Origin of the sequence: Mycobacterium kyogaense (assembly GCF_003254575.1) — a bacterium.
Taxonomy (GTDB): Bacteria; Actinomycetota; Actinomycetes; order Mycobacteriales; family Mycobacteriaceae; genus Mycobacterium; species Mycobacterium kyogaense.
Map to the genome: position 1 here is coordinate 34,417 of NZ_QJUA01000004.1, position 22,562 is coordinate 56,978.

Annotated in this window: 20 protein-coding genes; 16 read left to right on the top strand and 4 right to left on the bottom strand. The window is 70.6% G+C overall.

Annotation, left to right across the window (positions count from 1 at the left end; all coding sequences use genetic code 11):
* The first annotated feature begins 160 nt into the window (after positions 1-160).
* From DMB80_RS04555 to katG, 4 genes are all read left to right on the top strand, one after another.
* A complete protein-coding gene (locus DMB80_RS04555) occupies positions 161-1,252 on the top strand; it encodes a hypothetical protein (RefSeq protein ID WP_205538527.1) in 1,092 nt (363 codons plus the stop codon).
* A gap of 69 nt (positions 1,253-1,321) precedes the next feature.
* The gene (locus tag DMB80_RS04560) at positions 1,322-2,650 is read left to right on the top strand and encodes an acyltransferase family protein (RefSeq protein ID WP_111508752.1); all 1,329 of its coding nucleotides are present in this window, start codon (positions 1,322-1,324) and stop codon (positions 2,648-2,650) included.
* Between the two features lie 32 nt (positions 2,651-2,682).
* A complete protein-coding gene (locus DMB80_RS04565; RefSeq protein ID WP_111508753.1) occupies positions 2,683-3,120 on the top strand; it encodes a Fur family transcriptional regulator in 438 nt (145 codons plus the stop codon).
* 32 nt (positions 3,121-3,152) lie between these two features.
* Positions 3,153-5,396: a catalase/peroxidase HPI gene (katG, locus tag DMB80_RS04570; protein ID WP_111508754.1), complete on the top strand. Its 2,244-nt coding sequence runs from the start codon at positions 3,153-3,155 to the stop codon at positions 5,394-5,396.
* A gap of 6 nt (positions 5,397-5,402) precedes the next feature.
* Here katG and DMB80_RS04575 read toward each other — a convergent pair whose 3' ends face one another.
* Both DMB80_RS04575 and DMB80_RS04580 read right to left on the bottom strand, forming a co-directional pair.
* Positions 5,403-6,149, bottom strand: a complete 747-nt coding sequence (locus DMB80_RS04575; protein WP_111508755.1) for a sulfate transporter — start codon at positions 6,147-6,149, stop codon at positions 5,403-5,405.
* Positions 6,146-7,147, bottom strand: coding sequence for a chemotaxis protein CheB (locus tag DMB80_RS04580; protein ID WP_111508865.1), 1,002 nt, complete (start codon positions 7,145-7,147; stop codon positions 6,146-6,148). The genes DMB80_RS04575 and DMB80_RS04580 overlap by 4 nt, the downstream gene beginning before the upstream one ends.
* A gap of 137 nt (positions 7,148-7,284) precedes the next feature.
* On the opposite strand from DMB80_RS04580, the gene DMB80_RS04585 reads away from it, so the two are divergent.
* The 3 genes from DMB80_RS04585 (at position 7,285) to DMB80_RS04595 (ending at position 10,759) form a co-directional block, all read left to right on the top strand.
* Positions 7,285-8,439, top strand: coding sequence for a glycosyltransferase (locus DMB80_RS04585; RefSeq protein ID WP_111508756.1), 1,155 nt, complete (start codon positions 7,285-7,287; stop codon positions 8,437-8,439).
* A gap of 143 nt (positions 8,440-8,582) precedes the next feature.
* Positions 8,583-9,560: a glycosyltransferase gene (locus DMB80_RS04590; protein WP_205538530.1), complete on the top strand. Its 978-nt coding sequence runs from the start codon at positions 8,583-8,585 to the stop codon at positions 9,558-9,560.
* Positions 9,557-10,759: a glycosyltransferase gene (locus DMB80_RS04595; RefSeq protein WP_240431010.1), complete on the top strand. Its 1,203-nt coding sequence runs from the start codon at positions 9,557-9,559 to the stop codon at positions 10,757-10,759. The genes DMB80_RS04590 and DMB80_RS04595 overlap by 4 nt, the downstream gene beginning before the upstream one ends.
* 7 nt (positions 10,760-10,766) lie before the next feature.
* Here DMB80_RS04595 and DMB80_RS28340 read toward each other — a convergent pair whose 3' ends face one another.
* Positions 10,767-11,654, bottom strand: coding sequence for a glycosyltransferase family 2 protein (locus DMB80_RS28340; protein ID WP_205538533.1), 888 nt, complete (start codon positions 11,652-11,654; stop codon positions 10,767-10,769).
* Between DMB80_RS28340 and DMB80_RS04605 the strand changes: the two genes are divergently transcribed.
* From DMB80_RS04605 to DMB80_RS04645, 9 genes are read left to right on the top strand one after another with little or no spacing between them, the layout of a single operon-like run.
* Entirely contained in the window at positions 11,653-12,669 is a 1,017-nt protein-coding gene (locus DMB80_RS04605) for an NAD-dependent epimerase/dehydratase family protein (RefSeq protein WP_240431011.1), read from the top strand. The genes DMB80_RS28340 and DMB80_RS04605 overlap by 2 nt on opposite strands.
* Before the next feature lie 10 nt (positions 12,670-12,679).
* The gene (locus tag DMB80_RS04610) at positions 12,680-14,338 is read left to right on the top strand and encodes a carbamoyltransferase family protein (protein ID WP_111508758.1); all 1,659 of its coding nucleotides are present in this window, start codon (positions 12,680-12,682) and stop codon (positions 14,336-14,338) included.
* A complete protein-coding gene (locus tag DMB80_RS04615; RefSeq protein ID WP_111508759.1) occupies positions 14,335-15,831 on the top strand; it encodes an HAD-IIIA family hydrolase in 1,497 nt (498 codons plus the stop codon). The genes DMB80_RS04610 and DMB80_RS04615 overlap by 4 nt, the downstream gene beginning before the upstream one ends.
* Positions 15,828-16,865: a glycosyltransferase family 9 protein gene (locus DMB80_RS04620; RefSeq protein ID WP_111508760.1), complete on the top strand. Its 1,038-nt coding sequence runs from the start codon at positions 15,828-15,830 to the stop codon at positions 16,863-16,865. Before DMB80_RS04615 ends, DMB80_RS04620 begins: the two co-directional genes overlap by 4 nt.
* Positions 16,862-17,431, top strand: coding sequence for a D-sedoheptulose-7-phosphate isomerase (locus DMB80_RS04625; RefSeq protein WP_162938409.1), 570 nt, complete (start codon positions 16,862-16,864; stop codon positions 17,429-17,431). The genes DMB80_RS04620 and DMB80_RS04625 overlap by 4 nt, the downstream gene beginning before the upstream one ends.
* Entirely contained in the window at positions 17,428-18,819 is a 1,392-nt protein-coding gene (gene rfaE2, locus DMB80_RS04630; RefSeq protein ID WP_111508761.1) for a D-glycero-beta-D-manno-heptose 1-phosphate adenylyltransferase, read from the top strand. Before DMB80_RS04625 ends, rfaE2 begins: the two co-directional genes overlap by 4 nt.
* Positions 18,820-18,829: 10 nt before the next feature.
* Complete coding sequence (locus DMB80_RS04635) at positions 18,830-19,534, top strand: SDR family oxidoreductase (RefSeq protein ID WP_111508762.1); 705 nt, start codon at positions 18,830-18,832, stop codon at positions 19,532-19,534.
* The gene (locus tag DMB80_RS04640; RefSeq protein ID WP_111508763.1) at positions 19,525-20,481 is read left to right on the top strand and encodes a glycosyltransferase family 9 protein; all 957 of its coding nucleotides are present in this window, start codon (positions 19,525-19,527) and stop codon (positions 20,479-20,481) included. The genes DMB80_RS04635 and DMB80_RS04640 overlap by 10 nt, the downstream gene beginning before the upstream one ends.
* Positions 20,478-21,779: a UDP-glucose dehydrogenase family protein gene (locus DMB80_RS04645; RefSeq protein WP_111508764.1), complete on the top strand. Its 1,302-nt coding sequence runs from the start codon at positions 20,478-20,480 to the stop codon at positions 21,777-21,779. The genes DMB80_RS04640 and DMB80_RS04645 overlap by 4 nt, the downstream gene beginning before the upstream one ends.
* Before the next feature lie 7 nt (positions 21,780-21,786).
* On the opposite strand, the gene phoU is transcribed toward DMB80_RS04645, so the two are convergent.
* Complete coding sequence (gene phoU, locus DMB80_RS04650) at positions 21,787-22,500, bottom strand: phosphate signaling complex protein PhoU (protein ID WP_338043851.1); 714 nt, start codon at positions 22,498-22,500, stop codon at positions 21,787-21,789.
* Positions 22,501-22,562 lie beyond the last annotated feature (62 nt).

Below are 22,562 nucleotides of genomic sequence, written 5' to 3' on the forward strand. Positions count from 1 at the left end.
CCAGCTGCCCACTCAGCTAAACCCTTCTATTCGCCGCTGTGGTTAATTGCGGTTTCGCCACGTTCGGCGACATTTCGGTGTGGTGTGCGTAACATCCGACCTGGACACGCCGATATAGGGCCATCACCGGCCGTCGTCAGGGGTAGCTATGCGCGTGGTTATGGGTCTTTCGCTGACCGCCAAGAGTGCGGTGTGGGCGCTGGTCGACGTCAAGGACGGCACCATCCTGGCTGACGAGGTGGTTACCCTCGATTCGGCGAACGAGATTGCCCGGGCCACGGCGCGCAGCATCCAGGCGTTCGCCCTGCAAAGCCAACGCGACATCGACGGGGTGCGTCTGACGTGGAGTGACGACGCGCGGGCGCACGGCATCCGGTTGCGGACCAAACTGCGCCTGTTCGGTTTCGACACGGTGGAGACGGTGACGCCGGAGGCGGCCCGGGAGGGGCGCAACCGCACGGCCCGCCACATCGCTCCGCACCTGGTGCTCGCCTACGGCGCGGCCCGCGCCGACCTGCACGGTGACGAGCACCGCAACGTGCTGTCGCGTCTGGTGTCCCGCGTGCCGCTACCCGTCTCGGCGGCCGCCGGCGTGATCGCTGTCGCCGGCGTCGGAATCTATGCGCTGACGGGCGGATTCACCGCGAGCACTCCCGTCACCGAAGCGTCCGCGCCGGCTCCGGCGCCCGCCGCGGTACCGTCAGCCCCGCCGGTCCCCGCCGCAGCACCAGTGCCCGCGCCGGTCGCGGGCCCTGTGGCCGCTCCGGAGACATTCAGCCCGGTGGAATCTGCTCGGTCGTTCTCCGCGCCGGCCGACGTGACCCCGGCCGAGGAGGAGCCTCAGGCGAGCACGGCGACGCCGGTCGCGGCCACCATCGACGAGACGGTCCAGCCGGCTGTGGCCACACCGCAGACCGCGACCGCGTCGCAAACCGGGACGGTGCCGGCCACGGTCCCGGCCACGGTGCCGATCTCGGTGCCGATCACGACCGTGCAGGAGTTCCAGCAGCCCAGCACCGCCAGTGTCGCGGCGGTCGGCATCACGCCCAGCGATCCGCAGACCATCGACACGATGATCGGCGAACCGCATCTCACCGGATCGCAGCTGGCCGCCGGGCCGGTGCAAGCCGTCGTCGCCCCGGCGCCGGTGCAGTCCGCGCAGCCGGTTCCGGCGAGCACCGCCACACCGGGTGGAGCATCGCAGACGACATCAGAGGGCCCCCTGAGCGCCTTCCTCGAAGCGCTGCCCTGACGGTGAACGCCGGTCGACGGGCGTAGAAGTACTCAAGCGTTCGACGCCGGCCGGCGTCATGCTGGTCCTATGACCGTGTCGACCCCCGTCCGCGACCGCGCCGTCGACGTCGCCCGACTCGCGGCTCTCGTCGTCGTCATGTTCGGCCACTGCGCGCTGCTGCTCGCAACCATCGACGGACGCGGCCTCCATGTGGCCAACCTGATCGGCGCATTGCCCGCGATCGCACCCGTCACGTGGATCGTGCAGGTGATGCCGCTGTTCTTCCTGGCCGGGGGCGCCGCGGGCAGCTACGGGTACCGCACCGGAACAGCCTGGGGCGCATGGCTTTTCACCCGCGCGCAGCGGCTGTGCCGGCCGGTGTTCTTCTATCTCGCGGTGTGGTCGGCGGGCTTGCTGGCAGTGCAGTTCACCCTCGGCGCCGACTCGGCCGCCCGGCTCGGCCGGGAAAGCGTCGCGCTGCTGTGGTTCCTCGGGGTCTACCTGGTGACGCTCGCCTTCGTGCCCGCTCTGGTCCGGATGGCCGCGGCGCGCACGGTCACCATCGTCGTCGCCGGCCTGCTCGCGGCCGCCGCGCTCGGCGACGCGGCCCGGTTCGCCGTGCACACGCCCACCGCCGGCGTCACCAACTTCGTCGTCGTCTGGCTGATCCCGGTCGCGATCGGCGTCGGATACGCGCGACGCTTGACCAGCGCACGGTGGGCGGCCGTGCTCGGCATCGTCGCCTTCGCCGCACAGCTGGGTCTCGCCGCGGTGGGTCCGTATGACGTGTCGCTGGTGGTCACCGGCGCCGAGCGGGTGTCCAATGTCGCTCCGCCCACGCTGCTGCTGGCGCTGCACTGCACATGGATGTCGTGTGCGTTCGTGCTCGCCGCGGGGGCGCTGCAACGGTGGGCGCAGCGACCGCGGGTGTGGCGGGTGGTCAGCACCGGCAACGGCGGCGCGATGACGCTCTACCTCTGGCACATCCCGGCGATCGCCGTGACCGCCTTCGCCCTTCACGCGGTCGGCCTGGACGCCTACGACGTGCATGCGCCGGGGTTCTGGGGCCAACTGGCGCTGCGCGCCGTGGTGTTCGCCGTCGTGATGGCCGTGTTCTTCACGGTGCTGTCGCCGATCGAGCACCGCCGGTTGCCGTGGTGGGACCGGCCGGTCCATGCCCGCGGCGTGCGCGCGACCGTGACCGGCGCGCTGGTGTGCGCGGCCGGGGTGGCCCTCGTGTTCACAGCCAAACTGGGGCTGACCGGCTCGGGCTGGGTGGCGTTGGCGGTGTTCGTCGCCGCGGTGGTCGCGGCGAGGATCAGTGCGGGGGCCGGCACCGGTGCCGGGGCGTCCATCAATCGGCCGCACGACGACGCGGCGGAAAACTCGTCGCAAAAAGTCGCGTGGAAAACTTGATCTGATCCAGAAAACGGGCCAAGATCGAGGAGATGACCGACGACCCCGAATACGCAGACGCGCTGAAGTCAGCGGGCCTTCGGGTGACCCGTCCGCGCATGGCGGTGATGCATGCCGTCGAGCACCACCCGCACGCCGACACCGAGGACATCATCGCTGCAGCCCGCGACCGGCAACCCGACATCTCCCGTCAGACGGTCTACGACGCGCTCAACGCGCTCACCGCCACCGGCCTCGTGCGGCGGATTCAGCCCGCCGGTCATCTCGCCCGCTACGAAGCCCGCGTGGGCGACAACCACCACCACATCGTGTGCCGGTCGTGCGGTGTGGTGGCCGACGTGGACTGCGCCGTGGGTGAGGCGCCATGCCTGACCGCGTCGGACGATCTCGGTTTCGATGTCGACGAAGCCGAGGTCATCTTCTGGGGCCTGTGCCCCGACTGCACCTCACAGCCCCGATCACATCCGTGATCAGCTCGTCATCCACCACGAAAGGGAATGTTGTGTCCTCTGATTCGTCCGATGCACGTCCACCGCATTCAGACACCAAGACCCACAGCCACAGCGAGAGCGAGAACCCGGTCATCGACTCGCCGGAGCCCAAAGCGCATGCGCCGCTGACGAACAAGGACTGGTGGCCCGAGCAGGTCGACGTCTCGCTGCTGCACAAGCAGAACGAGAAGGGCAACCCGCTGGGCGAGGACTTCGACTACGCGACCGAGTTCGCCAAGCTCGATGTCGAGGCGTTCAAGCGCGACGTCCGTGACGTGGTCACCACCTCAGTGGACTGGTGGCCCGCCGACTACGGCAGCTATGCCGGTCTTTTCATCCGCATGAGCTGGCACGCCGCGGGCACCTATCGCATCTTCGACGGTCGGGGCGGTGCCGGTCAGGGCTCACAGCGGTTCGCGCCGTTGAACAGCTGGCCCGACAACGCCAACCTGGACAAGGCCCGCCGGCTGCTGTGGCCGATCAAGCGCAAGTACGGCAACAAGATCTCCTGGGCCGACCTGATCGCCTACGCCGGTAACGCCGCGCTGGAATCGGCCGGCTTCGAGACCTTCGGCTTCGCGTTCGGCCGCGAGGACATCTGGGAGCCCGAGGAGATGCTGTGGGGCCAGGAGGACACCTGGCTGGGCACCGACAAGCGGTACGACGGCACCAATGACGGCGATCGTCAGCTCGCCGAACCCTTCGGCGCCACCACGATGGGCTTGATCTACGTCAATCCCGAAGGGCCGGAAGGCAAGCCGGATCCGCTGGCCGCCGCGCACGACATCCGGGAGACGTTCGGCCGGATGGCGATGAACGACGAGGAGACCGCCGCCCTGATCGTCGGTGGCCACACGCTGGGCAAGACCCACGGTGCGGCCGACGTCAACGTCGGGCCCGAGCCCGAGGGCGCCCCCATCGAGCAGCAGGGCCTGGGCTGGAAGTGCCCGTTCGGCACCGGCAACGCCAACGACACCGTCACCAGCGGCCTGGAGGTCGTCTGGACCGGCACCCCGACCCAGTGGAGCAACGGCTACCTGGAGATCCTCTACGGCAACGAGTGGGAGCTGACCAAGAGCCCCGCCGGTGCCTGGCAGTTCGAGGCCAAGGATGCCGAGGCCAGCATCCCGGATCCGTTCGGCGGCCCGCCGCGCAAGCCCACGATGCTGGTCACCGACGTCTCGATGCGGGTCGATCCCATCTACGGCCAGATCACCCGGCGCTGGCTCGACCATCCCGAAGAGATGAACGACGCCTTCGCCAGGGCTTGGTACAAGCTGATGCACCGCGACATGGGCCCGGTCAGCCGCTACCTCGGACCCTGGGTGCCCGAGCCCCAGCTGTGGCAGGACCCGGTGCCCGCGGTCGACCACGAACTGGTCGACGAGTCGGACATCGCGTCGCTCAAGTCCACCATCCTGGCCTCCGGCCTGTCAGTGCCCCAGCTGGTCAAGACCGCGTGGGCGTCGGCGGCCAGCTTCCGCGGGACCGACAAGCGCGGTGGCGCCAACGGTGCGCGACTGCGCCTCGAGCCGCAGCGCAGCTGGGAGGTCAACGAGCCTGCTGAGCTGGGCAAGGTGCTGCCCGTCCTGGAGAAGATCCAGCAGGACTTCAATGCCTCGGCCTCCGGCGGGAAGAAGATCTCGCTGGCCGACGTGATCGTGCTGGCGGGCTCTGCCGGGATCGAAAAGGCCGCCAAGGACGGCGGATTCGAGATCGACGTCCACTTCGCCCCCGGCCGCACCGACGCGTCCCAGGAGCAGACCGACGTCGAGTCGTTCGCGGTACTGGAGACCCAGGCCGACGGGTTCCGCAACTACGCGCGGCCCGGCGAGAAGACGCCGGTGGAGAAGTTGCTGATCGACAAGGCGTACTTCCTCGACCTCACCGCGCCGGAGATGACCGCACTCATCGGCGGTCTGCGGGTGATCGGCGCCAACCACGGTGGCAGCAAGCACGGGGTGTTCACCGACACCCCGGGCGCGCTGACCAACGACTTCTTCACCAACCTGCTCGACATGGGCACGGAGTGGAAGCCGTCGACCAACACCGAGAACGTCTACGAGGGTCGCGATCGCGCCACCGGTGACATCAAGTGGACCGCGACTGCCAACGATCTGGTGTTCGGGTCGAACTCGATCCTGCGGGGCATCGCCGAGGTCTACGCCCAGGACGACAGCAAGGGCAAGTTGGTCGAGGACTTCGTCGCCGCCTGGGTCAAGGTGATGAACAACGACCGGTTCGACCTGCGGTAGGCAACCCTAGAGCCGGTTCTCCGGCCCGATGAGCGCCCACACCGTCTTCCCGCCCGCCGTGGGAATGCTGCCCCATCCTCTGGTCAGGGCAGCGACCACGGCGAGGCCGGAGACGGTGTGGGCGCTGTTGTCTGCCGACTCGTGGCGGACGGCGGCGCGCGGGTCGTCGTCGCTGACCGCGATCGTGACGCGGTCGTCGACGGCTTCGACGGTCACCGTGGGATAGCTGCGCGTGTGCGACAGCACGTTGTCGACCAGCACGGTGACGACCGCCGACGCCGTCGGGGCCACGTCCTGGCGAGACCATGCCGTCAGGCACTCCCGGACGAATCGACGGGCCGCCTCGACGCTGTCCGGCGAAGTGTTCAGCACCCGGCGGGCGCGCCGACGGAATCCTCCGGCTCCGATGGTCGCGACGGCCTCGGCCTCGTTCGCCACCAGCGGTACGAAACGGGTGACGCCACTGCGCCGGATCCTCGCTCGCTCGACGATGTCGTCGGACATCAGGATCACCGGGATGTCGGGCCAGACGCTGACGTGCCAGCGGGCGCTGGTGAAGGCCGCCCATGCAGTGATCGCAGGCACTGCGAGAGCACTGACATCCACGACGACCGCGTCGTGCTGGCCGAGAGCCGCTTTGATCACGCTGTCGCGAACGTCGCGGTATGTCCAGCTGTCGAGCGTGCCGGTCATCGTCACCAGCGCATGCCCCGGGCGCAGGGTCACACTGATCTCGACGGTGCTCTCGATCATTCTCCCGGTGGCATTCCTTCCGGCGTCGACGACAGTCGGTCGCGCAACACAGCCAGCGCTGAGTCCGTGGCACCGGCCACGTCAATGTAGCGCTGCTTGACGGCGGGGGAGGTGGCTTTGTCCGCAAGCTGATGAGCCAGCCGGCTCCTCTCGACCAGCGACTGGATCGCCACTGACAGCGCTCTCTCGATCTCCCGGTTCTGAGCGCCGAGCAGCGCCTCGGCCGTCCAGGCGTGCCCCACGCGGCACCGGAAGTGCTCCGGGCTCGCGATCTGAAGTGGGCCGTTGCAGTCCGGACACGTGAAACCGGCGGGCTGATCAAAGGTTTCGTTCGCGGTGTCGACGTCGAATCGGTGCGACATCGCGATGCGGTTCTCGGATTCCAGCGCCGGGTCCGGCGGGGTGTCCGCGGTGCGGACGCCGGTCAGCGGGAGGTCCGCGAGCAGGGCGCCGATGTCTGCTGCGCGTGCGGTGTGATCGACGACTCCGGCGCGTAACGCGTTGCGCGGCATCGCGGGAAACATCGCCTCCTCGGGATCCTGACAGATGGTCGTGCCGCCCCGAGAGCGGATGGCCGCCAGGCCGAGCACGCCGTCGTCGAGCACACCCGAGAGCAGCACACCGACGGCCTGCGGGCCGAATGCGACTGCCACAGAACGGAACAACGCGTTGAGTGCCGGACGGTACCCGTTCTCCGTCGGCCCCTCGGAGAGCACGATCCGGTGGTCGCGGGTCAGCAGATGCCGGCCGGGCACCGCGACGTAGATCCTGCCGGGTTCGATCGACATGCCGTCCTCCGCTGCCACGGCCCGCAGCGGTGTGCGCCGATCGATGATGTCGGCCAGCACGCTGGGCGCCTGGGCCGGGAGATGCAACGCCATCAGGACCGCGAACGGCAGGTCAGCGGGTAAGCCGGCCGCCGCCTGCGACAGCGCCTCCACACCGCCGGCCGATGCGCCCATCGCCACCACACCACGAAGCGCGCGGTCGATCGTCATCTGCAGCACGTACCCCGAAGGACCTTCGGCAATCGCGGCACGGTCCGACGAGCCACGACGCGAAGGAAAGGATCCACCGAACGAAGGGTACGCGCGCTGTCTGTTTGGCTGTATTCACTTGTGGGATCCCGACAAGTATGAGAGTCGCGATACTCGCGGACACCCACGCCGGAGGCGCCTCGGGACCGTCCGACGCTGAGTGTCTGGCAGCCGCGTTGGCGCGGCGTGACCATGACGTCCGTCTGATCACCGCCTCGCCCACGGCTGCCGAACGTGATGCGACCCAGGGCTACCGCGTCGTCACCATTCCCGTGACAGACGCCGATCCCGACCCTGACACCGGGCTGATGCCGATGATCGGCGAGATGGGCCGCTTTCTGGTCGACGAGTACACGGGGGAGCCGGCCGACGTCGTGCACTGCCAGGGCTGGGCCTACGGGATGGCGGCCGCGCTGGCTGCCAATCGTCGTCCGGTCCCGACGGTGCAGGCGTTCTCTCGCGTGTCCGACGGTGGGCCCGGCGGGAATTCGGCGACTGCGGCTACCCCGGCGACGGCCACCAAGATCGAGACGCTGCTGGCGCGCAACGCGACGATGATCACGGCCGCGTGCACCGACGACGTCACGAAGATCGTCCGCCTGGGTGCGCCGCGGGCGCGCGTGACGGTCTTACCCTCTGGAATCGACGTCGACGCCTACGCGACACCGCCGGCGGAACGCGGTACGGCGCGACACCGCATCGTCGCGCTCGTCGACGACCTGGCGGCGCCACGGGGAGTCGATCATCTGATCGCCGCGCTGCCTGCCGTGCCGTCCGCCGAACTCCTCGTGCTCGGCTCGGGCACCCCGGACTGCGCCGCGGTGCAGCAGCTACGCGCCCACGCCCGGCGCGTCGGCGTGGGCGAGCGGACCCGGGTGATGGCGGCCGTCGACGACATGGATGCCGCCGCATGGGTGGGCTCTGCCGACGTCGCCGTGTGCCCGTCACCCTACGATTCCGACGCCCGGTGGGCGCTCATGGCGATGGCATGCGGGGTGGCTGTCGTGGCCATCGAAGCCGGTGGCCCGCGCGATGCCGTCATCGCCGACGTGACCGGATTGCTGGTGCCGCCCGGACATCCGGAGGCACTCAGCCGCGCCCTGCGCTCGGTGCTCGCCCAGAACGTCCTGAGGCAGGGAATGGGGCTGGCCGGTCGCGCACGTGCGCGGTCGCGCTACAGCTGGGAACGCGTGGCCGTCGACGCCGAGACGGTGTTCCAGACCGCCGCGCGACAGACCACGGTATCCGCCTGACGAAAACGCTGACAGGACCGCGGCGTAGGAGGTGACTCCTCGCCAATCATGCTCTGCAGCTGGCATTTTGGCTGCTCACGGGCGCTTACGACTTTTCTCAGAAGTTCCGTTTGGCGAATTATCTCAAGGGTATTTGGCGCCCCATGCCTTCGCCTCAGGGACCACGCACCGTGCTCATCTGGCACGTGCACGGTGCGTGGACGGAGTCGTTCGTCTCAGGGCGGCACCACTATCTGATCCCGGTCGACGCCGGTCGTGACGACGACGGCCGCGGCCTCGCCGGGCGTGACTGGCCGCGGGCGCGGGAGGTGCCGCTGGAAGCCCTGCGTGACAGGGACGTCGACCTCGTCGTGCTGCAACGACCACGCGATCTCGAGCTTGCGGCACGGTATCTGGGTCGCAGACCGGGCCTCGACGTGCCGGCCGTGTTCGTCGAGCACAATGCCCCCCGGCCCGCGGCAGTCGACAGTGTCCATCCGTTGGCCGGTCGGAGCGATCTGACGCTTGTGCACGTCACCCCGTTCAACGAACTGATGTGGGACAACGGCGCAGCTCCGACCAGAGTCATCGAACACGGCGTGGCCGACCGGGGGAATCTCTACACCGGGGAGATCGGCGCGGCGGCAGCGATGATCAACGAACCGGTACGTCGCTGGCGCACCGTCGGTGCTGATCTGCTGGCGCCGTTGAGCCGGTACGTCCCGGTGGACGTGTGGGGAATGAAAACCGAAGAGCTGAACACAGATTCACGGTGCGCCGGGGCAGTGACCGGCCACGGCGACATCTCCGGCGCGGCGGTTCTGCCGGAGGTGGCGCGCCGCCGGGTGTACCTGCACACGGCGCGGTGGACGTCGTTGGGGTTGTCGCTGCTCGAGGCGATGTGCGCAGGCATGCCGGTGGTGGCCGTCGCCGCGACGATGGCGCCTCTGTCGGTCCCGCCCGAGGCGGGGGTGGTGAGCGCCGACCGCGCGGTGCTGGGAGAGGCGTTGGCGCACTTCGTCTCCGACCAGGCCGCCGCCGACGTCGCCGGCAAAGCTGCCCGTGAGCACGCCCTGACCCACCACGGACTCGATCGCTTCCTCGCCGATTGGGACCGCCTGATCGAGGAGGTGTGCGCATGAGCGCTCGCAGACATCGCATCGCCATGGTGTCCGAACACGCCAGTCCGCTGGCAGCGCTGGGCGGTGTCGACGCGGGCGGCCAGAACGTGGCCGTCGCCGAACTGTCCGCCGCACTGGCCGCTCAGGGTCACGACGTGGTCGTCTACACCCGCCGCGACGACGCCGACCTGTTGGAGCGGGTCGACACCGAGTTCGGCTACACCGTCGTGCACGTCCCGGCTGGACCGCCGCGAAGAATTCCCAAAGACGATCTCGCACAATACATGCCGGAGTTCGGTGACGTCCTCGCCGAGGAGTGGACGCGGTGGCGGCCCGACGTCGCCCACGCCCACTTCTGGATGTCGGGGCTGGCGACCCTGCGGGCCGCGCGGCGCCACCGGATTCCCGTGGTGCAGACCTTCCATGCCCTCGGTGTGGTCAAGCGGCGCCACCAGGGCCGCGACGACACGAGTCCCGACGACCGGATTCGCCTCGAGACGGACTTGGCGCGCACCGTCGACTGGGTCGCGGCGACGTGCACCGACGAGGTGGCGGAGCTGCGGCGACTGGGACGCGACGCCGCGGCGATGTCCGTGGTGCCGTGCGGCGTCAACCCCGACGAGTTCAGCCACATCGGGCCGGCCGCCACGCGCGGCAGCGCCCAACGGATCGTGTCGGTGGGGCGCCTGGTGCAGCGCAAGGGATTCGAGACCGTCATCCGGGCGATGCCGCAGATGCCGACCGCGGAGCTGGTGATCGTCGGTGGCCCCGACAAGTCCGAACTGGATCACGACGCCGAGGCGCAGCGGCTCAATTCCGTGGCTGCGCAGTGCGGTGTCGCTGACAGGGTGCATCTCTACGGCGCGATCGCCCGCGACGAGATGCCGATGCTGCTGCGCTCTGCGGACGTGGTGGCCGCGACTCCGTGGTACGAGCCGTTCGGCATCGTTCCGCTCGAAGCGATGGCCTGCGGGGTGCCGGTGGTGTCCAGCGCGGTGGGCGGCATGCTCGACACCGTCGTCGACGACGTCACCGGACGGCTGGTCCCGCCACGCGATCCGCACCGCTGCGCAGCAGCGATCAACTCGATCCTCGCCGATGCGGGTGTACGTGCGGCTCTCGGTCGCGCCGGACGCGCGCGCATCGAGGAACGCTACGCGTGGGAGCGCGTGGCCGAGGAGACCGCGTCCGTGTACGACCGGCTGGCAGGGGCATCGTGATGACCGCTCAGCCGCGTTCGAGCACACGCACGCAGCGCTCGGTGTCCTCCGGGAGCCTTCGGCGAGCGGCCAGCACCGCGGGCAGCGCCCGCACCGCTTCGCGCAGCGCGGCGGCGTGGGCGCGGTCCGTCGCCGCGGCCCGCAGGAACTTCGCACCAGCACGCAGGCAGTGCCGCAGCGGTCGGCGCAACCACGTCGTCAGCACGGCGTTGCGTATCGATCGGGCGTCCTGCGCCGCAGTGGTGCCGCGCACGGTCGAGGGCTGGTGGAACGCGGTCAGCCGATCGCAGAAGCACAGGTCCCATCCGTGCGCCGCGAGGTCCCAGGCCAGCAGCGTCTCCTCCCCTCGGAAGTGGATGATCGGCGAGAATCCGCCGACCGCCTCGAACGCCGATGCCCGCACGATCGCTGAACAGGCCAAAAACCCCAGGATCGACGGCCCGGGCAGCGCCGGATCACGCCCCAGCGGACTCGATGCGAGATCCGCCACGATCGGGTCCTCGCGCCCGTCCGGCATCACCACGGTGCGCGCTGCCAGCACCGCCAGCGTGGGATACGCGTCGAACAGTGACTCCGCGCAGCCGATCGACTCCGGCTCCCACCAGGAGTCGTCGTCGCAGAACGCGACGTACGGCGTCGAGGCGCGCGCGACACCGACGTTGCGACCGACCGCCCCCAGGTTCTCGTCGAGGGCGACGACCGTGAGACGGCCCTCGACGACTTCTGCGAGACGCCGCGCCATCGGGACCGAATCGTCCTCAGAAGCGTTGTCCACCAGAATGATCGGAGAGTCGGTCGTATCCAGCAGCCGGCGGAGTACTGCCGCCAGTTCGACGGAGCGGTTGCGGCTGGCGATGACGAACGAGGTTCGGGAACCTCGCGACGGCGAAACCATGGCCGATGGTGCTACCCAAGGCGGCCACCCCCAAACGCGGGCATCGCGGGTGCTGGTCACCGGTGGTGAAGGCTTCCTGGGTCGACACCTGTGTGCCCGGCTGGCCGCTGCCGGCGCGGACGTGCTGAGTCTGGACAACCTGTCGACCAGCGCGCCGCGCATGACGGACTGGCCGCCCGGGGTGCGCTTCGTCGCTCATGATGTGACCGAGCCCCTGCCGGACACAGTGGCCCGCGGGGTGTTCGACACGATCTTCCACCTGGCGTGTCCTGCCTCTCCGCCGGACTACCTACGGATGCCGCTGCACACGCTGCGGACCGGCGCGCTGGGCACCCAGACGGTGCTCGACCTCGCTCACCGATGCGGCGCCCGGGTTGTCATCGCATCCACCAGCGAGGTGTACGGTGATCCGCTCGAGCATCCGCAACTCGAAAGCTATTGGGGCAACGTCAATCCCATCGGCCCACGCAGCGTGTACGACGAGGCCAAGCGCTTCGGCGAAGCGCTCGCGTTCGCCCACCACCGCGAACTCGGGACCGACATCGGGGTGGCGCGGATCTTCAACACCTACGGGCCGGGGATGCGCCCGGACGACGGGCGTGCCGTCCCGACGTTCTGTCACCAGGCGCTGGCCGGGCATCCGCTCACGGTGGCCGGTGACGGTACCCAGACCCGGTCGTTGTGCTACGTCGACGACACGGTCGCCGGTCTCATCGCCCTGGCCCAGCACACCGTCACCGGGCCGGTGAACATCGGCAACCCCGTGGAGCTGCCCGTCCGGCGGATCGCCGAGATCATCCGCGACCTCGTCGGCGCGACTGTTCCCATCGAGTTCGGCCCGCCGGCCACCGACGACCCCCAGCGCCGCTGCCCGGACATCACCGCGGCCCGCGACGTGCTCGGCTGGACACCGGCCGTCAGCTATCACGACGGTCTGGCCAGGACCGTCGGCTGGTTCCGCGACGCCGCAGGTGTTCACATGGCTGCCACCACCGACATGCCCGCCGCCAGGTAAGGAGCCAGACATGCGAATTCTCGGTATCAACGGGGTGTTTCACGACCCCGCCGCCGCTCTGGTGATCGACGGTGAGATCGTCGCCGCCGTGGAAGAGGAACGGTTCTCCCGCCGCAAGCACGGCAAGCAGGCCGTGCCGTTCTCCACCTGGGAACTGCCCGTCGCCGCGGCGACGTGGTGCCTGGCAGAGGCCGGCCTCGAGCCTGCCGATCTGGACGCCATCGGTTACTCCTATGACCCGACACTGATGGCCGACGAGTCCGGTCAGACCGAGGGTCTGGATCGGGACTGGGAGTACCTGCGCACGCTCTACGCCCAGCGCGCGCCGCGTTTCCTCGCCACGGCCCTGCCGGGCCTGGACCCGGCCGTGGTGCGCCATGTGCGCCACCACGTCGCCCACGCCGCGTCCACCGCGCTGGCGGCGCCGGATCCCGACACCGCTGTACTCGTGGTCGACGGCCGCGGGGAGCGCACGTCGATGCTCGCCGGGGTCTATCGGGACCACAAACTCGACGTGCTGGCCACCCAGGACCTGCCGCACTCGCTGGGACTGCTCTACGAAAGCCTCACCGAGCACCTGGGTTTCACGCGATCGAGCGACGAATACAAGGTCATGGCGATGGGCTCCTATGGCAGCCCACGCTTCATCGATGCCCTGCGGGAGAAGGTGTACGCCTGCCCGGACGGCGGATTCCGCACCGAGCCGATCGCATGGACCGATTTCGCGCCGGTGCGCGTCGCGGGCACGGGGGCCCACGCCTCGGCGCTGGACCGTCCCGAGCCGATGCACGCCGATCTCGCGTGCAGTGTGCAGCTCGTGGTCGAAGAAGTGCTGCTCGACCTGGTGGCCTGGCTGCGGGAGCGGGTGGACACCGACAACCTGTGCCTGGCCGGTGGTGTTGCGCTCAATTGCGTTGCCAATACGCGCATTCATGCCGAGAGCGGCTTCGACACCATCTGGGTGCAGCCCGCCGCCGGAGATTCGGGCACCGCACTGGGCGCCGCGCTCGCCCTCGCCGCCGATGCCGGGGAGCCGATCGTGCCGATGGGATCAGCGCAGCTCGGGCGCGGCTGGTCCGACGACGAGATCCGCGCCATCCTCGATCGGGCCGCGGTGCGGTACGAACGGCCCGACGACCTCGCGCGCACGGTCGGCGACGCATTGGCCGACAACCAATTGGTGGGGTGGTTCCAGGGGCGCTCCGAGTTCGGGCCGCGCGCCTTGGGCGGCCGCTCACTGCTGGCCGATCCACGCCGGCTCGACAACCTCGAGCGGCTCAACGACGTCAAAGGCCGCGAGCAGTTCCGGCCCGTCGCACCGATGGTGCTGGCCGAGCGGGCCGCCGAGATCTTCAGCCGCGGGCCGCTGCCGAGCCCCTACATGCTGTTCGTACACGACGTCGCCGAGGCGTGGCGCGACCGTATCCCGGCGGTCACCCACGTCGACGGGACCGCCCGCGTGCAGACCGTCGACGAGTCCCTGTCACTGCTGCACGCCACCATCGCCCATTTCGCCGAGCGCACCGGTGTGCCCGTGCTGGTCAACACCAGCTTCAATACCGCAGGCCGGCCCATGGTCGACAGCCCCGTCGACGCACTGGAGTGCTTCGGCAGCGCCCCGATCGACGTCCTGGCGCTGGGCCCCTTCGTGATTCGGCGCCTCCGATGATCCTCGACGCCACCCTGGTGATCCCGACGATCGGCCGGCCCTCGCTGCAGCAACTGGTCACGGCCCTGGGCCGCGGGGACGGACCGCGGCCGGCCGAGGTGATCATCGTCGACGACCGTCCCGGCACGGACACCCTCGAGGTGCACTCCGGCCTTCCGGTCACCGTGCTCCGCAGCGGGGGACGAGGACCCGCCGCGGCCCGCAACGTCGGCTGGCGCGCGGCGCGCACACGCTGGGTCTGCTTCCTCGACGACGATGTGATGCCCACCGCCCGTTGGCTTTCCGATCTCCACCACGATCTGACGGCCGCAGAGTCGACCGGAGCCGTCGGCTCGCAGGGCCGCCTCGACGTTCCTCGCCAGGCCGCCGGCCGATCCACCGATGACGAGCAGCGCACGCTGCGCCTGGCCACCGCCCAGTGGATCACCGCCGACATGGCCTACCGGCGTGACGTGCTGGTCGAGGTCGGCGGCTTCGACCACCGCTTCCCGCGCGCCTACCGGGAAGACTCCGACATCGCCCTGCGCACGACGGCTGCTGGTCACCGCATCGTGCGTGGTGACCGGCGGTGCCTGCACCCGGTCGCGCCCGCGACGTGGCGGTCCTCGCTGCGCGTCCAGGTCGGCAATCGCGACAACGCGCTGATGCGGCGCAAGTTCGGGCCCCGGTGGCGCTACCGCATCGGTGAGGGGCGCGGCCGACTCCCGGCGCACGTCGCCACCATCGGCGCGCTCGCCGCCGCCGCGCTGGCGACGGCGTCGGGGCACCGGCGGACCGCGGTGGGCGCAGGGCTGGCGTGGGCCGGCCTGACCGCGCAGTTCGCCGTGCGCCGCCACCTAGCGAGCTCGCGCACGCCGGCCGAGCTCGGTCCGATCGCGGTGACCAGCATGCTCATTCCACCGCTCGCGACGTGGCACCGGCTCGCCGGGGAGTGGCAACACCGCCGCGCCCGCCCCGAGCCGCCACTGGCGGTGCTCTTCGACCGCGACGACACGCTGATCGCGGACGGTCCGTACCTGGGTGATCCGCGCGGTGTGCGGCCGGTGCCCGGCGCCCGCCGCGCCCTCGATCGGTTGCGCCGACACGGCGTGCTGCTCGCCGTCGCGACCAACCAGTCCGGTGTCGCTCGTGGACTGATCACCCCCGACCAGGTGAGGGAGGTGAACACCGAAGTCGCCGGCCAACTCGGCCCGTTCGACAGCTGGCAGGTGTGTCTGCACGGCGAGGACGACGGCTGCGCATGCCGCAAACCCGCCCCGGGCATGGTGCTGGCCGCGGCGGCGGCCCTCGGTGTGCCGCCGCAGCGCTGCGTGATGATCGGCGACACCGGCGGCGATGTCGGCGCCGCGCTGGCCGCAGGTGCGCGAGCGATCCTGGTGCCCACCGAACGGACACTCGCCCCCGAGATCTCCGCTGCACGATGGGATCCGCGTGCCGCGGTGGCACCCACACTGACCGCCGCCGTGGACATGGTGCTGGGGGAGACGCGATGAGCACCGCGCTGGTGGCTCGCCTCGACAGTGCGGGCGATGTGCTGATCACCGGTCCCGCGATCCGCGCCGTCGCACATCATCACGACAGGGTGGTGATGCTCGCCGGCCCCCGCGGCCGCGCCGCCGCCGAATTGCTGCCCGGCGTCGACGAGGTCATCGAATGGCAGGCGCCGTGGGTGGATTTCGACGCACCGGACCTCACGGCCGCCCACGCCGACGATCTACTCAAGCGGCTGCGCGACGTCGCCCCGCAGCGGGCCTACATCTACACCTCGTTCCATCAGTCGCCGCTGCCGCTGGCGCTGCTGTGCCGGATGGCCGACATCGGCTGGATAGGGGCGATCAGCGTCGACTATCCGGGCAGCCTGCTCGACCTACGCCATCATGTCGCCGACGACATCCCGGAACCGGAGCGCGCGCTATCGCTCAGCGAGGCGTCGGGATGCCATCTGCCGCAGGGTGATACGGGTGGGCTGCGCGTCTGCGGGGTGGCGCCTCTGCCGCAGGCGATTCGGCGCCGCATCGGAGCGGGGGAATACGTCGTGTTCCACCCGGGCGCCGCGGTGCCGGCCCGCCGTCCCGGCGCAGACCGCAGCCGTGCGATGGTCGCCGCGCTCGTCGCCGGCGGGTGCCGCGTGGTGGTGACCGGAGGACCGGACGAGACCGAACTCACCGCGCACGTCGCCGGCCCTGGTCCAGGTGGTGGGGCCGTCGATCTCGGTGGTGCGACCACGTTGGCCGAACTGGCCGCCGTTCTCGCCGCGGCCCGCGTGGTGGTGGCACCCAACACCGCCGCAGCGCATCTGGCTGCCGCGGTCGGCACGCCGGTGGTGTCACTGTTCGCCCCCGTCGTGCCCGCGTCCCGGTGGGCGCCGTACGGCGTGCCCGTCACCGTGCTCGGCGACCAGGACGCACCGTGCCGCGATACCCGCGCCCGCGTCTGCCCGCTCGAGCGCCACACCTGTCTGGACGGCATCACCGACCACGCGCTGCTGGACGCAGTACACACCACCGCAAGGGGAGGTTCATCGTGATCGCAACGCATTTCGACGATTTGATCGGCGCTGTCAGACGCGCCAGCGGCGACATCGACCAGGTGCACACCTGGGCGCGGCAGCTGGCCGGCGTCCTAACCGGCGGGGGGCGATTGCTGGCGTGTGGCAACGGCGGTAGCGCCGCTGAAGCCCAGCATCTGACCGCGGAACTGGTCGGCCGGTTCGCCGACGAGCGACGGCCGCTGTCGGCCATCGCGCTGCACGCCGACACCTCGGCGCTGACGGCGGTGTGCAACGACTACGGCGCAGAGGAGATCTTCGCGCGCGGAGTGCGTGCCCACGGCCGTCCGGGTGACGTGCTGGTCTCTCTGTCGACCAGCGGCACCAGTCAGAACGTCCTGACCGCCGTGAAGGCCGCGCACGAGATCGGGATGACGACATGGGCGTTCACGGGCCCGGCACCCAATCCGCTGGCCGCCACCTGCACCGAGGCGATCTGCGTCGACGCACCGTCGACCGCGACGGTCCAGGAGGTGCACCTGCTGCTCGTGCACGCGCTGTGCATGGCCGTCGACGAACGCATCCTGGGGACGGTGCCCTCATGAGCACTCGACCTCTCGTTGGCCCGTTGGTCGTGGTCGGCGACGCCCTGCTCGACGTCGACATCGACGGCAGCGCAACCCGACTGAGCCCTGAAGCGCCCGTCCCCGTCGTCGACGTCGAGGCAGGCTGGCACCGCCCGGGCGGCGCAGGCCTGGCTGCTGCATTGGCCGCGCGCACCCACGGGAACGTCGTGCTGGTCACCGGCATCGCCGACGACGCCGCGGGCAGGCACCTCGCCGGGTTGCTGGCATCGGCCGGCGTGCGGGTGCTCGCCCTGCCGATGCGCGGGAGCACCGTCACCAAGACTCGGGTGCGGGCCGGCGGGCAGTCCGTGGTCCGCATCGACCGCGGCGACGCCGTCCCGCTAGCCGGTCCGCTGCCCCGCGGTGTCGCCGACGCGCTGTCGGAGGCGGGTGCGATCTGCGTCGCCGACTATGGGCGCGGTGTGGCGGCGTTGCCTGCGCTGCGCGATGCGCTCAGCGATGCGGCAAGGACGATCCCGGTGGTGTGGGACCCCCATCCGCGCGGCGCCGACCCGGTGCCCGGTTGCCGGGTGGTCACGCCGAACGAGGCCGAGGCGCAACACTTCTGCGGTGCCGGTCGGAACACCGGCGAGGTGCTGCGGGCACGCTGGGGTGTCGACGCCGTGTGTGTGACCCTGGGGGCGCGCGGCGCCCGGGTCTTCGGCCCCGATGGCGCGCGCACGCACGTCGGCATCCCCGAACGGGTCGCGGCGGGAGCCGTCCGCAAAGACGCCTGTGGCGCCGGAGACCGCTTCGCCGTCGCCATCACCGACGCGTTGGCCGGTGGGGCCGACACCGTCGCCGCCGTGACCGCCGCGGTGGACGCCGCCGCGCGGTTCGTCGCCGCCGGCGGTGCCGCCGGGGTGTCCACCCCGGCGCCCGCCGCCCACGGCAGCCCGCTCGCCGACCCCGAACCGGACGCGATGGCGCTGGCCGAACGCCTGCGCGGCGAGGGCCGCACGGTCGTGGCCACGGGTGGGTGCTTCGACCTGCTGCACACCGGCCACATCCGACTGCTGCGCACGGCACGGGAACTGGGTGACGCGCTGATCGTCGTCATCAACTCCGATGACTCGGTGCGAACGCTCAAAGGGCCGAGTCGGCCCGTGATGACCGCTGACGACCGTGCCCGCGTGCTCACCGCGCTGGCGTGCGTCGACGCCGTGGCCGTCTTCGACGAACCCACCCCCGAACGCATCCTCGACCGCCTGCGGCCCGACATCTGGGTCAAGGGCGGCGATTACACCGCCGACACCCTTCCCGAGACCGACGTGGTGGCCCGTTACGGCGGCGACGTCGTGATCGTGCCCACCGTCGCCGGCTACTCCTCGTCCGCTCTGATCGCCGCCGCGCGATCGACCCAGTGAAAGGCAGCTCATGACCAACCCCACCACCCGCTCACCCGGCGCCGTGCTGATCACCGGCGGCGCGTCCGGACTCGGCGCCGCCGTCGCCGAAGCCGTTGCCGCACAAAGTGGTACACCCCTGGTGTTAGACCGTGCCCGCCCGGCCGGCGATGTCGCCCACGTGTGCGCCGACCTCGCCGACACCGACGCCGTCGACGCTGCAGTGGCCGACCTGGCCGACCAGGCAGGCGGACAGATCGACGGCGTGTTCACCGCGGCCGGCATCGACTCGTGCGGAACGCTGCGTGAGGTGCCCGCCAAGGAGTGGGAGCAGGTCGTCGTGGTGAACCTGCTCGGCACCGCGGCCGTCATCCGTTCCGCCCTGCCGTACCTGAAGACCGGACAGAGCCGCATCGTCACCGTGGCCTCCACGCTGGGGATCAAGGCAGTGAGCGACGCCACCGCCTACTGCGCCTCGAAATTCGGCGTGGTCGGCTTCACCCGCGCGCTGGCGGCCGAACTGGCCGGCGAGATCGGCGTGACCCTGCTCATCCCGGGCGGAATGCACACCCCGTTCTTCGACGGCCGCACCGAGCAGTACAAGCCGCCGGCCGACGCCGTGCTCAACCAACCGACCGACGTCGCGGCCACCGTGCTGTTCGCGCTGACCCAGCCGCCGGGCTGCGAGATCCGCGAACTCGTCGTGTGCGCATCCACGGAATCCTCATGGCCCTGAGAGAGTTCGCGACCGGCGAGCCGCGCACCATCGTGGTGCTGCGGGCACTGGGTCTCGGAGATCTGCTCACCGGGATCCCCGCGTTGCGCGGGCTGCGCCGGCACTACCCGCACGCGCGCATCCTGCTCGCCGCACCGCGGCAGTACCGCGAGCTCGCGCTGCTGTCCGACGGTGTCGACGACGTCGTCGACACCCCGGGCCTGGGACCACTGGACGCGGCACCCCGCGAACCTGACCTGGCGGTCAACCTGCACGGCCGGGGCCCGCAGAGCATCAGCGCTCTGGCCGCGCTGCGGCCCGCGCGGCTGCTGACCCACCGCCACGACGCCCACCCCGACATCGCCGGGCCACCGTGGCGCGCCGACCTGCACGAGGTGGACCGCTGGTGCGCACTCCTGCACTGGGCCGGCATCGAATGCCGCGCCGACGACCTCGCCATCGATCGTCCGGACGGGTACGGCGACAACACAGGGGTGGTGGTGATCCACCCGGGGGCGGCCGCGCGCGCACGGCAGTGGCCACCACATCGGTTCGCCGCGGTGGCCGCCGCCCTGGCCGGTGACGGTCACCGCGTCGTGGTGACCGGCTCGCCGGCCGAAGCGGATCTGGTCCGCACCGTGGTGAGGGAGGCAGGGCTGCCCCGCACGGCCATCTGGCCGGCTCCGGGGCTGCTCGCGTTGGCGGCGCTGATCAGTGACTGCGCACTCCTGATCTGTGGCGACACCGGAGTCAGCCACGTCGCGACCGCCACCGGCACACCGTCGGTGGTGCTGTTCGGCCCCACTCCGCCCAAGCGGTGGGGACCCCGCGGCGACGGCCGCCACATCGCGCTGTGGGCCGGTGACTGCGGCGACCCGCACGCAGACACCCCCGACCCGGGCCTGTTGCTGCTGACGGTGCCGCGGGTGCTCGACGCCGCACGCTCCGCTCTGATGGCACGCCGATGAGCGCATCTCTTCGTATCGGTGTGGTCGGTGTCGGGTACGTCGGCCTCACGACCGCGGTTTGCCTGGCCCGCCGCCACGACGTCGTCGCCGTCGACATCGACGACCGCAAGGTGGCGGCGCTGGCCTCGGGGGTGCCGATCATCGACGAGGCGGACCTGCCCGCGCTGCTGGCCCGCATGCTGGGCTCCGGCCGCCTCACGTTCAGCACCGATAATCAGGCGTTGACCGACCGCGATGTGGTGTTCGTCTGTGTCTCCACCCCCAGCGGCCCCGACGGTGCCGCCGATCTGCACGCCCTCGACGCCGCCACCACACGGCTTGCCGAGGTGCTGGGCCCCGGCGCGGTCGTCGTCGTCAAATCCACCGTGCCCGTCGGCACCACGCGGCGCCTCATCGACTGTCTGCGCCCGCGCGGCATCGGCGTGGTCGCCAGCCCCGAGTTCCTGCGTGAGGGCCGCGCGATCGCCGACTTCTCCCATCCCGACCGCGTCGTCGTGGGCGCTGACGCCGACGCGGACGCCGCGCTGGTGTGTGCCGCCTACGGTGCCGACCCCGCCGCAGTGCTGAGGATGAGCCCGGAGAGCGCGGAGCTGGCCAAGTACGCGAGCAACGCGTTCCTGGCGGTCAAGCTGTCTTACACCAATTCCCTTGCCCAGCTGTGTCACTCGTCTGGCGCCGACGTCGGCGACGTCACCGCGTGCATGGGTGCCGACCCGCGCATCGGTGCGGGATTCCTGCAGCCCGGACCGGGCTGGGGTGGCTCGTGTCTCCCCAAAGACACGGCAGCTCTGGTGCATTCGGCGCGCGCACGCGGAGTCGCGGTGGCCGAGGTGGAGGCGGCGCGCCGCACCAACGCCGCGCAGCCCGCCCGCGTGCTGGCCGCGCTGCAGCGGGCGATGCCCTGCGCACTGGACGGCTGCCGGATCACCGTGCTGGGGTTGACCTTCAAAGCAGCGACCAGCGACACCCGCGACTCACCGGCGTTGGCGGTCAGCACACACCTCACGGCCGCCGGCGCTCACGTCCACGGCTACGATCCGCAGCTCTCGGCCATCGACCCCGCGGTGCTGCAGGCCGCCGGGGTCACCGGTGTCGACGATCCGTATCGGGCCGCCAAAGCGGCCGATGCCGTCGTCGTGCTGACCGAGTGGCCGCAGTTCCGCGACCTGGACTGGACGGCGATCGCCGACGGTGCCCCCGGCGCAGTGGTGGCCGACACCCGCAACCTTCTCGACCCCGCGGTCGTCGTGGCCGCCGGGCTGCGCTACCTCGGCAACGGCCGCGCCGATGGGTTCTGAGCCGCGGTCACGCCGGCCGGGCCGCGCTGTCCATGGTGACGCCGGTGGCCTGGAAATAGACGCGCCGGGCGATCTCGACGGCGTGGTCGGCGAAACGTTCGTAGAACCGGCCCAGCAAGACCATGTCCGAGGCCACCAGGGGACCGTGCATCCACTGCGGTGCCATCACCCGGGTGAAGAGCTGCCGGTGCAGCTCATCCATCCGCTCGTCGTCGGCACAGACCCGCTCGGCCAGCGCGGCGTCGAACGAGCTGACCGCATCGCGCGCCTCACCCGCCATCTGCACGGCCGTCGCGCCCATCTCGGTGTACAGATCGGTGAGCTCGGGGGGCGTCGCGAGTTGCGGATGGCTGCGCGAGGCGGTGCGCGCGATGTGCGAGGCCAACGCGCCCATCCGGTCCGCGTCGGCGCCGATGTGCAACGCCGCCAGCACCGTGCGCAGGTCACGGGCCACCGGTGCCTGCAGCGCCAACAGCCGGTAGGCGCGGTCGTTGACCGACGCCCCGAGCGCGCTCAACTGCGTGAGATCGCCGCGCATCCGCCCCGCCTGCTCGGCGTCGGCCTCGAGCAGGGCCACAGTCGCCGCGTGCATCATCGCCGAGGCGCGATCGCACATCTCGGCGAGGTCAGCCACCAGAATGTCGAGCGTGTCGTGGAATTCGTTGCGCATGGGTACCTCGAGATCGGCCGGTGCGCAGACGGTACCCCCGTGCGTCGACATCAAACCGGTCCCGAGGCGAGTAAGTTCTCCGGTGTTCCAGCACGCGATCCAGCAAGGTGATG

Coding starts and splice junctions, on each gene's coding strand:
- DMB80_RS04555 (WP_205538527.1), top strand. CDS start 161: ATGGGTCTTTCGCTGACCGCCAAGAGTGCGGTGTGGGCGCTGGTCGAC.
- DMB80_RS04560 (WP_111508752.1), top strand. CDS start 1,322: ATGACCGTGTCGACCCCCGTCCGCGACCGCGCCGTCGACGTCGCCCGA.
- DMB80_RS04565 (WP_111508753.1), top strand. CDS start 2,683: ATGACCGACGACCCCGAATACGCAGACGCGCTGAAGTCAGCGGGCCTT.
- DMB80_RS04575 (WP_111508755.1), bottom strand. CDS start 6,149: ATGATCGAGAGCACCGTCGAGATCAGTGTGACCCTGCGCCCGGGGCAT.
- DMB80_RS04580 (WP_111508865.1), bottom strand. CDS start 7,147: ATGACGATCGACCGCGCGCTTCGTGGTGTGGTGGCGATGGGCGCATCG.
- DMB80_RS04585 (WP_111508756.1), top strand. CDS start 7,285: ATGAGAGTCGCGATACTCGCGGACACCCACGCCGGAGGCGCCTCGGGA.
- DMB80_RS04590 (WP_205538530.1), top strand. CDS start 8,583: ATGCCTTCGCCTCAGGGACCACGCACCGTGCTCATCTGGCACGTGCAC.
- DMB80_RS04595 (WP_240431010.1), top strand. CDS start 9,557: ATGAGCGCTCGCAGACATCGCATCGCCATGGTGTCCGAACACGCCAGT.
- DMB80_RS04605 (WP_240431011.1), top strand. CDS start 11,653: ATGGCCGATGGTGCTACCCAAGGCGGCCACCCCCAAACGCGGGCATCG.
- DMB80_RS28340 (WP_205538533.1), bottom strand. CDS start 11,654: ATGGTTTCGCCGTCGCGAGGTTCCCGAACCTCGTTCGTCATCGCCAGC.
- DMB80_RS04610 (WP_111508758.1), top strand. CDS start 12,680: ATGCGAATTCTCGGTATCAACGGGGTGTTTCACGACCCCGCCGCCGCT.
- DMB80_RS04615 (WP_111508759.1), top strand. CDS start 14,335: ATGATCCTCGACGCCACCCTGGTGATCCCGACGATCGGCCGGCCCTCG.
- DMB80_RS04620 (WP_111508760.1), top strand. CDS start 15,828: ATGAGCACCGCGCTGGTGGCTCGCCTCGACAGTGCGGGCGATGTGCTG.
- rfaE2 (WP_111508761.1), top strand. CDS start 17,428: ATGAGCACTCGACCTCTCGTTGGCCCGTTGGTCGTGGTCGGCGACGCC.
- DMB80_RS04635 (WP_111508762.1), top strand. CDS start 18,830: ATGACCAACCCCACCACCCGCTCACCCGGCGCCGTGCTGATCACCGGC.
- DMB80_RS04640 (WP_111508763.1), top strand. CDS start 19,525: ATGGCCCTGAGAGAGTTCGCGACCGGCGAGCCGCGCACCATCGTGGTG.
- DMB80_RS04645 (WP_111508764.1), top strand. CDS start 20,478: ATGAGCGCATCTCTTCGTATCGGTGTGGTCGGTGTCGGGTACGTCGGC.
- phoU (WP_338043851.1), bottom strand. CDS start 22,500: ATGTCGACGCACGGGGGTACCGTCTGCGCACCGGCCGATCTCGAGGTA.